Here is an 11937-nt window from a genome sequence, read left to right on the forward strand (position 1 = left end):
GGCAGATGAATGGGAGGCCGTGGTCGTCAAAAGTTCGCCGGGATTCCTACAATCCGTGGGAAATTCATTGTACTGACGCTGGTACTCACCGTCATTCCGATGGTGGTACTGACCTTTACCTTTTACCGGATCGCGGCCCATTCCCTTGGTGAGAAATCGGAAGCGCTGGCTATGCAGTCCCGGCAAATGAGTGAAAATTACGTCAATGCGACGCTCTCCGATTTGAATGATCTAACCAATGCCATTCTCAGCAATCCTGATGTGCAGTCCACACTGGAGACCAAGCCGGAAGATGATTATGAATATTTACGGAACGATGAAACACTCAGTATGGTTGTCCGTACGCAAACCCAGACCAAGCCGTATATCACGTCCTCTCTCATATATGCCGCCAATGGCGGGCTCAAGCATTCTCTCTATCAGGGGAATGTTTCGGTCCGTTTTGGCGGCCTTCCTACATTAGAGGAAGCACGTGTGTACTATCGCCGCCTACTCGCCGAGCGGCCCATGATGTGGATGGCTCATTCGCCGTTTGAATCCGGACGCGGGATGGCGGAGGATCGCATCTATGTGGGGAAACTGCTCCGAAAAACGACTGGAGATTATGCACCACTCGGATTTTTGCTGCTGGAAATCGACAAGGCCAGTCTATTTCGGGGGCTTGCTTTTCATGAAACAGATGGCAATACCCAGATGTGGGTGCTGGATCAGGAGGGCGAGCCTGTATACCGATTGCCGGAGCAGGGTGTTGCGGATCAAGCGCTATTGCGGCAGATTGCCAAATCGGCTGTGGATAGGCCTGTGCTTACGAAGGACTGGAGAACATGGAACGGCCGCCAGACGATGATCTCTTACGGCCCGTTAAATGAAGGACAATGGACGCTGCTGCAAAAAGTCGATCAGTCTGTGCTGTTCGAGGATGCGCGGAAAATTGGTGCCTGGACCATCTGGACTTTTTTGATTGCACTGATGTTGGGCTGGATGCTGTCTTATCGGCTGAGTGACACGATTCGTCGCCCCCTGCTTCAATTGAGCCGATTAATGGCGGTCGATGGGAGTGTGAGCGCTACAGGCTCAGCCCAAGCTTTCGAAGCTCCTACTTCCGTTGTTTTTAATCCTAAGGATGAGGTAGGGCAGATCGGGGAGCGTTTTCTTCATATGATGCAAAAAAATCATGAACTGTACGGTCAGGTCTACGAAGCGTTGCTGTCGCGTAAGCAGGCTGAGTTCCGCGCGCTTCAGGCGCAGATTAATCCGCATTTTTTGTACAACACGCTAGAATCCCTGAAGGGAATGGCCTTGGCGAATGGGCAACGGGATATGGCAGAGGTAATCGGTGCCTTCGGAAAATGCTTTCGCATTTCGCTAAGTTATGGCCGAGAGCAAATCAGTTTGGGACAGGAAGTCGAGCATGTAAGCGCCTATGTGAAGGTGCAGCAGTTCAGGTTTAGGAATTCGTTCGAGTGGATTTGCGAGGTCGAGGAGGATATTTGCGGATTTTATGTACCCAAACTAATCCTCCAGCCGCTCGTTGAAAATGCCATTTACCACGGCTTAAAAGGGCGCACCGACCGTGGCTATATCATGTTATCCGGTACAAGGGAAGGGGATATGTTGCGTTTGACGGTCAGTGATGATGGGGGCGGTATTGGAGCCGAGCGTCTGAACGATATCCGGAAGTCGCTGGATGCGGAACGGGGGAGTGCTATTGGCTTTGGGCTGCGCAATGTGCATGAACGTCTTCGGCATTATGGTCCGCAATATGGACTGTCCGTGACAAGCGAGCCGGGTCAATACACCTCGGTTACTTTACTGGCACCCATTCGAACCGAATAAGAAAGGGGAGGATGGCATGTACCGGCTGCTGATTGTGGACGACGAATATCATATTCGGGAAGGACTGAAGCTGATGGTGGCGGAAAGTGGTCTGTCAGTGGAAGTCAGTGATGTGGCGGAGGACGGCGCGACGGCATTACGTTTGTATACGGAGCAGCGACCGGACATGATTTTACTGGATATTAATTTACCGGATATGAGTGGACTGGACGTAGCAAAAACCATTCGGGAAAAGGATCAGCAGACCCCGTTATTATTCCTGACAGGGTACGAATCTATGACATATATTCGTCAGGCAGTCTCGCTTCAAGCGGTCGATTATTTGCTCAAGCCGGTGACCAGCGAGGATTTCGAAGCGGCATTGAGCCGGGCTGAGGATCGCATTGCGCAATGGCGAAGAAGCGAGGAGGAAGCCATTCACCGCCATCGTTCATTGGAGCCATTGTACAGGGAGCATCTACTGCTGGATTTGCTCCAGCAGCGGCGTCCTGCAGCCGAGGTCATTCAGGAGATGGACGGGCTGGGATTTTTCGGCGAGACGAGTGGACCACCTTATACCGTACTGTGCTGCGAGCTGGAGGAGTCGTCGCAGCAGGAGGCAACCGCCACTAGCAAGCCACACGGTTCCATGCATAAAAGCAGCCATGTATTCGCCGGACTGACGGGGGAGGCTGCGGCAGCAGCCGGGGCGAAGGCGCATGGTGCGGCGGTTTCCCGCGATCGGCGTGTTGTGCTGCTGGCGACGGCATCTTGCAGGGCGGCGGAACGGACGGCACAGCAGATTCGGCAGGCCGTGCAGGAACGATTGAGCCAGGGCGTGTCCATCGGGATTAGCCGTCCCGTACAACGGATGGAGCAACTTCCCGAAGCGTATGAGGAAGCTGTGCAAGCGGCGGAGCATCGGGGGTGGGTGGGCTATAGCCAGATCATCCCCTATGAGAGCATTCAGGCGGCCGAGCCGAACAGCAGTCAATTACTGGAGAAGGAACTGCTAATGATTACGGAAATTCGAGCAGGCAATGATGCTGCCGTACATGCGATTTTACAGGAATGGTCAGGACAGTTGGCAGGGTTGCCCGTCAAGCAGGTGAAAATGATTGTCACTCAGCTCGTGCTGTTCGTCATGCGGATCGTTCAGAGTGATGCATCTGTAGGACAAACGTCCATGCAGGAGCAGGACCCGTTGTTGGAGCTGTCCCGATTACGGCATGGACCCGAGATGATTGATTATGTATCGCGCTATTTTGTCCGGGTGGGTCGTCATGTCCGAGAATCACGTGAGAAGGGGATTCCACGCAAATTCCAACGGGCCAAGGAATGGATTCGGGAGCATCTTCAGGAGGATGGTGGGCTGAACCGTCTTGCAGAGTACATGAATATGAGCCCCAAATATTTGAGTGCCCGTTTCAAGCAAGTTACAGGTGAAAGCTTCGCAGACTACCAGACGCGTGTTCGCTTTGAGCGAGCCCGAGAACTGCTGCTGGACGCGAATCGTAAGGTGGCGGAGGTAGCGGAGGTTGTGGGATTCACAGATACCAACTATTTTAGCATTGCCTTTAAAAAGCATACCGGACTGACCCCGACGGAGTTTCGTAAAACATTTTTGTAAACGCGCTGTTAAAAAAATCATACCAAAACAAAGAGAGTCTGGAGTCGTTGGGTGGTCGGCTCTGGGCTCTCGGCGCATAATAGGCTTGTAAGGAGAAACCAGTTCAGGAAGGGGCCGGTTGATTTGCTGAAACGAAGGTTACGGACATGGATGGCTCTCGTGATGACGGCGATGTTGACAGGACTGACGGCTTGCAGTGGTAACGCTGGCGAACCGGCTAATCCCAATGCGGTCGAACTCAAGTTCATGTACTGGGGAAGCAATGACGAGAAGCAGGCGATGGAAAAAATGATTCAAAGCTTTAATGCTTCCCACCCGAACATTCGGGTGAAGGGCGAGCATGTCCCTGGTGACTACACGACGAAAATTAACACGTTAATGGCTGCCAATCAGCTTCCTGATATCGCCTACCTGGGCGATTCCCTCACGATGAAATGGGCAAGTGAAGGTAGACTCCTGGATTTATCCTCTTATTATGACGAATATCCCGAATTAAAAAACAAGCTCAAATCCTCTTATCTCTACAGCGAACCCGGCAAGTCTATTGGCAATTACACCGCATTGGAAGTGATGCAGTTATTTTACAACAAGGAGTTGTTTACAGAAGCAGGGGTACCCGTCCCTCCGGCTGATCCTCAAAAAGCGTGGACATGGGATGAATTTCTGGAAATTGCCAAAAAGCTGACCAAGGATCAGAGCGGCAAGCATCCGGGAGACAGTGGATTTGATCCGAAAAATATTGTGCAATACGGCTTTGCCTTTGGCAATGACCGCAGCTCCTGGGGGCCGCTTTTAGCGAGCAACGGTGGAGGTTTGACTGACAAAACAGGCAAGAAGTACACCCTGAACAGTCCTGAGTCGGTGGAGGTTTTTCAGAAGTTGCAGGATCTGGTTTTCAAGGAGCATGTTTCTCCTGATTTGATCCAGCAGCAGGACATGCCGTCCAATACGATTCGGCTTCAGACAAGAAAGGTCGCAATGGTTGTGGACGGGACATGGTCCCTGCTCGATTTTTCGAACAACAAGCAGCTGCAATGGAGTATCGGCGTTCTGCCGAAGCTAAAAGAGCCCAAAACGATGATCGTTGCGGGAGCCACGGTCATTTTCCAGAGCACTAAGCACCCGAAGGAAGCGCTCGAATTTTATTTGTACCATAACAATCCCGAAAAGGTGGATCTGTTCAAGTCTGGTCTTTGGATGCCTATCGAGGAAAAATATTATACCGATGAGCAGGCCATCCAGTCATGGACAAATAATGCCGCACATCCACCGGAATTTCAAAAGGCTGGCATTGAGTATGCCAGAGATTATGCGATCAAGCCGTCAACTTCGACCCTTCGCAACTGGCCTGATATCGGTTCCAAGCTGACCCCAGGGCTGGATCTGATTTGGACGAACAAGAAGACGCCGCAGCAGGCGCTGGATGAACTGGAACCTATCATTCAGCCATTGCTTCAAGGAGTATACCCGGATGAATAATGCGGCGGGACAGCTGCGAAAGGAGAACAGCCCATGAAGCGACCAAAATCAGGAATGATGCGCATGGAGCGAAACTGGGGTCTGCTATTCGCGCTTCCTGCCATCCTCGGATTAATGATATTTACAATTGGACCGATTGTGGCCTCGTTCGTATTCAGCTTAACCGATTGGACGATTGGCGGACAGATGACCTTTATCGGATTGGACAATTACCGAACCATTTTGACCGAGGATGCTACCTTTTCCCAATCCATGTTCGTGACCACATATTATGCACTGGGTAGCGTACCTCTAGGCTTGGCGGCAGCTTTTATCATTGCGTTGTTATTAAATCAAAAGGTGAAGGGTTTGTCGGTGTTCCGTACGATTTATTATTTACCTACCATTGTACCGAGTATTGCCAACACGATGCTGTGGCTATGGATGTTCAACCCGGATTTTGGTCTGTTAAATTCGCTGCTGGAGGGTGTTGGACTGCCGGGGAGCAAATGGATTTATGACGAGAACACTGCAATACCCTCGCTAATCATGATGAGCACCTGGGGGATCGGGAACACGGTCATTATCTTTTTGGCGGGACTTCAGTCGGTTCCCACCCATCTGTATGAAGCAGCTGAGGTAGACGGCGGCAATAGGTGGCACAAATTTTTTCACATTACCATTCCTTCGATGACACCAACCATTTTCTTCAATCTGGTCATGTCTTTAATCAGCACCTTTCAGGCATTCAATCAGGCGTATGTTATGACCAACGGAGGGCCTAACAATTCAACCCTGTTCTATGTGTTCTACTTGTGGCGTACGGCCTTTACGGAGACTAAAATCGGCTACGCCTCAGCGCTGGCCTGGATCTTATTTTTCGTCATCTTGGTCCTAACGGTTCTGATTTTCTCCACATCCAAAAAGTGGGTCCACTATGAAGGAGGGGAACGTTCATGAATCAGGTCACTTCTTCTGTCAATCCTTCAGAAACACCACAACATCCGCTTCCACAGCCTGAACGCTCCCGAAGTCCTGCTACTGCCACCCGTTCCAAACCATTCCCAATCAGCCGTGTTGTACTGTATGTCGTTTTAATGATAGGTAGTGTTTTAATGCTGTTGCCATTTGCATGGCTCATTCGCAGCTCGCTGATGGGGACATCCCAAATTTTCGTGTTCCCGCCAGAGTGGATACCCTCTCCTTTTCAATGGAGCAATTACCCGGAAGCGCTGACTTCAGTACCGTTCGGCAGGTATTTTATGAATACGTTCATCATTGAGGTATGTGTGCTGGCAGGAGTGATGTTGACCTCGATTGTATCGGCGTTTACTTTTGCCCGCCTACGCTGGCCTGGACGTAATCTGATCTTTTCTCTGCTGATCGGGTCGATGATGCTGCCTTACGCGGTGACGCTAATTCCCACTTTCGTGATGTGGCGTGAGCTGGGCGGTCTGAATACATTTCTGCCGCTGATTGTTCCTGCATGGTTCGGTGGAGGGGCGTTTAACATCTTTTTGATGCGACAATTCATGCTGACGATTCCACGCGATTTGGACGAAGCGGCTTATATGGACGGAGGTACGCCTCTGACTGTACTATGGCGCGTCATTATTCCTTTATCTTCGCCTGCATTGATCGTGATCGGAATATTTACATTTATTGATGTGTGGAATGATTTTTTGGGCCCGATTATTTACTTAAGTGACGAAAAGCATTTTACGCTAGCGCTGGGGCTAGCGACTTTTCGGGGATTGAACAATACCAACTGGCCTTACCTGATGGCGGCTTCCAGCACAATTTTGGCTCCCATCGTCCTGATATTTTTTATCGGACAGCGCTATTTTATCGAAGGCATCACATTGACAGGGATAAAAGGCTAAAAGGAAGCTGAGACGCGCTGGTATGCTTGAAAAAGAGACGGAGAATTGGGTGCAGGACTTACGGGAAAGCGGCAGCGAGAAGAGCATACATGTGTTCAAAAGCAAGTGGAGAGTATGTTCTAAGGCATATGCCCTGAAAAGAGATGTGGAATAAGGAGGCGTACGAGTGAAAGAGGAAGAGAGTCAAAAGACAAAACCGTTACAGGGTGTTCCAGGCAGACTGGCCCGGTTACGCTCGGAATTCCCGGCTCTAGGGATAGATGCACTGCTTATTACACATGGGCCTAATCGAAGATATATGACCGGATTTACAGGCTCCGCTGGAATTGCACTTGTTACGCAGGAAGAGGCTTTTTTAGTGACGGATTTCCGCTATATGATGCAGGCAACAGATCAGGCAGTGGAATATTCAGTGATTCGGCATGAGGCGCAAATCTTCCAAACCGTGGCCGATCTCACAAGTAAATTGGGTGTCCACAGACTGGGTTTGGAGAGCAGGCATGTCTCACTTCAACAGTCGGGACAGCTTCAAGCCGTGCTGGGCTCGTTGGAGTACGTGCAAACGGAGGATGTCATTGAACGGCTGCGCGATGTGAAAGACGAAGAAGAGATTCACACCATTAGCGAAGCTGCTCGTATTACCGATGCCGCCTTCACGGAGGTGCTGAATTATATTCAGCCTGGAGTTACAGAGCGGCGGATTGCGGCGGAACTGGAATATCAGCTTCGGCTCGGAGGCGCGGAATCAGGCGGTTTTGCGTTCATTGTCGCTTCAGGTGAGCGTTCGGCGCTGCCGCACGGACTGGCCAGTGACAAGGAAATTGGTCAGAACGAGTTCGTCACAATGGATTTTGGCGCAAATGTGCGTGGTTATCTATCCGATATCACGCGTACCGTATTCGTAGGCCAGCCTTCAGAACGACATGAGAAATTGTATGCCATTGTGCTGGAAGCAAATATGAAGACGATTGCAGGACTTCGTCCCGGCTTAAGCGGTCGGGAGGGAGACAGTCTGGGGCGGGATGTGATTGCCTCTTACGGCTATGGGGAGCAGTTTGGTCATGGGCTGGGCCACGGCTTTGGTCTCGAAATTCATGAGCAGGTACGGCTGTCCCGCGAAAGTAAGTCGGTGCTTGTACCGGGTCATGTCATTACCGTGGAACCGGGCATTTATATCCCAGGCTTCGGCGGGGTTCGGATTGAGGACGATGTGCTGATCACAGATGACGGTGTCAAGGTACTGACCTCTTCGCCTAAGGAACTGCTTTTATTATAAAACTAAGTGGCGTTATAGGTAACTGTCCATAGTTTGCAAGTCATTCAAAAATGAGATGGAGGGGATCAAATGAACACGCATAAAAGGCACACCAAAATATGGCTGACTGCGCTGGCGGCTTCTCTCATTGTGGCTTTGACACCAGCTATTCCGGGTCAACAGGCTTATGCCGAGGCGGAGTCGGATGTAAAAGTCATCGACATCTTTAGTCGGGCGGTGAACGATTATGGTATAGATCTGGTTGATTGGCAAGGATATCTGGCGAACCCGTATGTGAAGCTAAAAGTGAAGCCGCCAGCGGATGCCGCTTTTCCGTTAACGGTTACGTTAAATGCGCAGGGCACGTCCCGGCTGATGATGGATTTGCCTAGTACGTTGTCGGCGCAAGGTGCAAGCAAAACGCTGACTTTTGCCAATGCACAGGAGGAAAAAGATTTTCGGCTAGCCATCCATCCTGACCGGATTGGAGGAAACGGTGAAATAGAGAACTATACGCTGTCTATGTCCGTTGCCGGAAATGATGGTCACACGACCACTCAGTCCATTCCAATTCGCGTGTTGGATCAGGACGATAATGAAGAGCCCACAGTCCCTCTCCATTTTGATTACCGCTTCGATACGATCAAGCCTTATTTCAATGATGCGGCTACCAAAAAAGCCGCAGAACTGGCGGTAAAGGACTGGTTCTATTTCTTTGATCTGGCTCCTTTCGATGAGGTTCCTGCCAACGCGGAGGTAAACCATCTGCCAGGAGACGATTGGCAAAATGAAATACAGGTGACAAATGACAAACCCTACAAAGGCATGTGGGTGTTTATGAGAGGGCTGAACGGGCCTTATTCTACGGGCTTTCCAGCCACGAACGGCAATTATCATACACGTAACGGTGTGACCGTCCCGGGGAACCTGAACCGTTCCTATAGTCTGATTCTGGATTTCTATGATGATGCGATTCCATTTACATCCGTGGACGATGAAGAATGGTATCAATCCGATCTGTCCAAAGTGACGGATGTGCATGGGCTGATCATGCATGAATTCGGTCATGCGATTGTATTCAGCGACACATTCCCGGGTGTCAAAGCGCTGAAGGAAGCGGCGGGCAATGACCCGGATATTATGGCTTATCAGCACAGACCAGCCGCGCTGGACGACAGCTATCATCTCTCCGGAGAGCTTGCAGAAGTCGACCGATTGAGCGGTCAAAATGGAGGCTGGCGCCATCTGTTTCCGACCCGGCGTTGGATGAACACGAAGCTTTCGCTGCTGGTAGCAGAAAAAGCAGGCTGGCCGCTGCGTAAGGACCTGACTCCTTTCCTCGCGCCAGAAATCATGACGAAGGAATTGCCTGCACCCGTCAAAGGTAAAACGTACACGGCCAAGCTGGAGGCCAAGGGAGGCGTTCCGTTTTACGATTGGACGGTGACAGGTGGTCAACTGCCCGCAGGCTTCACACTGGACCGTTTTACAGGAACGATTAGCGGAACAGCAGGCAGCGGAGCAGGCAACAAGACGTATACGTTCACCGTACAGTTACGGGATTATGATGAGCTGAGCAAGCCTGTGACACAAAGCTTTACGCTTAAGCTGTAAAAAATACCTCTCAAACAGATTAAAACGGTCGAAGGGAGGGGAAGCGAATGAAACATGATGCCGCGGATCTGGTCATTGTAGGCGGTGGAATCATCGGTACAGCCATTGCTTATTATGCGGCTAAGTCTGGTATGAAGGTCGTGCTGGCTGAGCGAGGGGAGATTGCTGGAGGCACTTCGTCCCGTTGTGATGGAAATATATTGGCAATCGATAAAGAGCCCGGGTTTGACAGTCGAATGTCGTTGGTATCGCAGGAGCTGGTGGCAGAGCTGGCTAGGGAACTGGAGGATGAGTTTGAGTATCGTGCGCCTGGCAGTATTCTGGTCTGTGAAAACGATCAGGAGATGCAAGCGGCTGAGCAATGGGTAACCCGTCAAGAGCAGGAAGGACTTCCATTTCGCATGCTGGATCAGCAGGATTTGCGAGAGGAATGGCCGCATTTAGCCAAAGATTTGCCGGGCGGGCTGGAGTGTGCGACAGATTCCACTGTAAATCCGGTGTTGATGACGTATGCACTGGCCAGGGCCGCGCGTCGGATGGGGGCCAAGTTATTACCGCGCATGCCGATACAGTCCATCCTTCAGGACGAAAGGGGGAACGTCCGCGGGGTAGAGACGCCCAATGGCGTTATCCATGCAGGTGCAGTGGTATTGGCGACAGGTGTGTGGACACGCAGCATCGGTCATTCACTCGGTTTGGACCTTCCGATCATGCCGCGCAAAGGGCATATACTGGTGTCTGCCCGAACGCCTTCCATTGGGAACCGCAAGGTAATGGAGTTTGGCTATCTGATGAGCAAGTTTGGCGGTCAGCGGAGTGTGGATGAGCTTTATGAAAAATACGGTGTAGCGCTGGTGTTCGAGCCAACCGCATCCCTAAATATTCTGATCGGCAGCAGCCGTCAGTTTGTCGGTATGGACACAGGTGTCGATCAGCAAGTGATTCGCTTAATCGCCCGCAGAGCCATTCGCTTTTTCCCTGCTTTAGCCAATATAACGCTGATGCGGGCGTATACCGGCTTGCGTCCATGGACACCTGATCATTTGCCAATTGTATCGGCAGTGGACGAAGTACCGGGGCTGTATATCGCTTCTGGTCATGAGGGGGATGGCATTAGTCTTGCGGCGGTTACGGGTAAGCTGGTGACCGAAATGGTACGGGGTGAATCCACTTGTATTCCGGTGGAGCCGCTGCGATATGACCGATTTGGGGAGGCTTTTACCAGCCACGAGGTTCACGGGGAGGTAACCGGATGAGTGTACCGGGCAGAATTACTACCATTGATACCCATACGGGAGGCAATCCGACGCGGACGGTCATTCACGGCGCGCCTAAGCTGGTAGGTCATACGATGCTGAAAAAAATGACTTATATGGCAGCACATCATGATGATTTTCGCCGTTTGCTGATGTTCGAGCCGCGAGGGCATGAGGTGATGTCGGGCTGCATTTTAACAGAACCTTGTCATCCAGATGCAGATATCGGTGTGGTTTTTATAGAGACTGGCGGCTATTTACCGATGTGCGGTCACGATACGATTGGAGTATGTACAGCGCTGATGGAAGGCGGGCTGATTGCTGCGGATAAAAAATCAATATTGCTGGACACTCCGGCAGGCCCGGTTCATGTGCGGCTGAAGGTGGATGCGGGCAAGGTGCGACAAGTAACGTTCACGAACATCCCTTCTTTTGTGTACCGCCGTGAGGTTGAGGTCCAGGTAGAGGATATCGGTCAAGTCACGCTGGATATTGCGTATGGAGGCAACTTTTACGGCATTGTAGAGGCGGCTTCCATCGGTCTTGCACTGGAGCAGAGCAATGGGGCAAAAATTGTACAAACAGCAGTGCAGATTCGGGAGGCAGTGAATGCTGTTGTTGAGGTAGTACATCCTGAAAATCCGGTTATTCAAGGATTGACGCATATTGAATTCTACGGGGAGCCTGTGGCTCCACAGGCCGATTGCCGCAATGTCGTCGTCATCCCACCGGGAGGTATCGATCGTTCCCCTTGTGGCACAGGAACCTCGGCCAAGGTAGCGGTGCTGCACGCCAAGGGAAAACTGGGCTTAAATGAGCCGTTTGTACATGAAAGTATCACAGGTTCCATGTTTCGGGCTGAAATCGTGGGCGAGACGCAGATAGGTCCTTATCCGGCAGTCATTCCACAAATTACAGGCTCGGCTTGGGTGACGGGACATCATCAATTTGTGTTGGACCCCGAGGACCCGCTTAAAGAAGGTTTTTTGCTGGTGTGAGCATTTTATATCAATCCCGAATGCTGAA

At 51.2% G+C, this 11937-nt stretch carries 9 protein-coding genes; all 9 read left to right on the top strand.

The window, feature by feature from the left end:
• Positions 1-9: 9 nt before the first annotated feature.
• The 9 genes from NSQ58_RS18905 to NSQ58_RS18945 all read left to right on the top strand — a co-directional run bounded on the left by NSQ58_RS18905 (position 10) and on the right by NSQ58_RS18945 (position 11909).
• Positions 10-1836: a cache domain-containing sensor histidine kinase gene (locus tag NSQ58_RS18905; protein WP_068938451.1), complete on the top strand. Its 1827-nt coding sequence runs from the start codon at positions 10-12 to the stop codon at positions 1834-1836.
• A 16-nt stretch (positions 1837-1852) separates the two neighbouring features.
• Positions 1853-3445: a response regulator gene (locus NSQ58_RS18910; RefSeq protein WP_338533295.1), complete on the top strand. Its 1593-nt coding sequence runs from the start codon at positions 1853-1855 to the stop codon at positions 3443-3445.
• A 123-nt stretch (positions 3446-3568) separates the two neighbouring features.
• Entirely contained in the window at positions 3569-4924 is a 1356-nt protein-coding gene (locus NSQ58_RS18915) for an ABC transporter substrate-binding protein (RefSeq protein ID WP_235322371.1), read from the top strand.
• A gap of 33 nt (positions 4925-4957) precedes the next feature.
• Positions 4958-5863, top strand: coding sequence for a carbohydrate ABC transporter permease (locus NSQ58_RS18920; protein ID WP_341058006.1), 906 nt, complete (start codon positions 4958-4960; stop codon positions 5861-5863).
• Positions 5860-6786, top strand: coding sequence for a carbohydrate ABC transporter permease (locus NSQ58_RS18925; RefSeq protein ID WP_341058007.1), 927 nt, complete (start codon positions 5860-5862; stop codon positions 6784-6786). The genes NSQ58_RS18920 and NSQ58_RS18925 overlap by 4 nt, the downstream gene beginning before the upstream one ends.
• 166 nt (positions 6787-6952) lie before the next feature.
• Positions 6953-8062, top strand: a complete 1110-nt coding sequence (locus NSQ58_RS18930) for a M24 family metallopeptidase (protein ID WP_418027180.1) — start codon at positions 6953-6955, stop codon at positions 8060-8062.
• Between the two features lie 69 nt (positions 8063-8131).
• Positions 8132-9655, top strand: a complete 1524-nt coding sequence (locus NSQ58_RS18935; RefSeq protein ID WP_341058009.1) for an Ig domain-containing protein — start codon at positions 8132-8134, stop codon at positions 9653-9655.
• Positions 9656-9702: 47 nt separating this feature from the next.
• Entirely contained in the window at positions 9703-10911 is a 1209-nt protein-coding gene (locus NSQ58_RS18940; RefSeq protein ID WP_341058010.1) for an NAD(P)/FAD-dependent oxidoreductase, read from the top strand.
• Positions 10908-11909: a proline racemase family protein gene (locus NSQ58_RS18945; protein WP_341058012.1), complete on the top strand. Its 1002-nt coding sequence runs from the start codon at positions 10908-10910 to the stop codon at positions 11907-11909. The genes NSQ58_RS18940 and NSQ58_RS18945 overlap by 4 nt, the downstream gene beginning before the upstream one ends.
• Positions 11910-11937 lie beyond the last annotated feature (28 nt).

The sequence above is a fragment of the Paenibacillus sp. FSL M7-0134 genome (genome assembly GCF_038007865.1).
Classification (GTDB): Bacteria; Bacillota; Bacilli; order Paenibacillales; family Paenibacillaceae; genus Paenibacillus; species Paenibacillus polymyxa_B.

Coding starts and splice junctions, on each gene's coding strand:
- NSQ58_RS18940 (WP_341058010.1), top strand. CDS start 9,703: ATGAAACATGATGCCGCGGATCTGGTCATTGTAGGCGGTGGAATCATC.
- NSQ58_RS18910 (WP_338533295.1), top strand. CDS start 1,853: ATGTACCGGCTGCTGATTGTGGACGACGAATATCATATTCGGGAAGGA.
- NSQ58_RS18935 (WP_341058009.1), top strand. CDS start 8,132: ATGAACACGCATAAAAGGCACACCAAAATATGGCTGACTGCGCTGGCG.
- NSQ58_RS18905 (WP_068938451.1), top strand. CDS start 10: ATGGGAGGCCGTGGTCGTCAAAAGTTCGCCGGGATTCCTACAATCCGT.
- NSQ58_RS18925 (WP_341058007.1), top strand. CDS start 5,860: ATGAATCAGGTCACTTCTTCTGTCAATCCTTCAGAAACACCACAACAT.
- NSQ58_RS18920 (WP_341058006.1), top strand. CDS start 4,958: ATGAAGCGACCAAAATCAGGAATGATGCGCATGGAGCGAAACTGGGGT.
- NSQ58_RS18945 (WP_341058012.1), top strand. CDS start 10,908: ATGAGTGTACCGGGCAGAATTACTACCATTGATACCCATACGGGAGGC.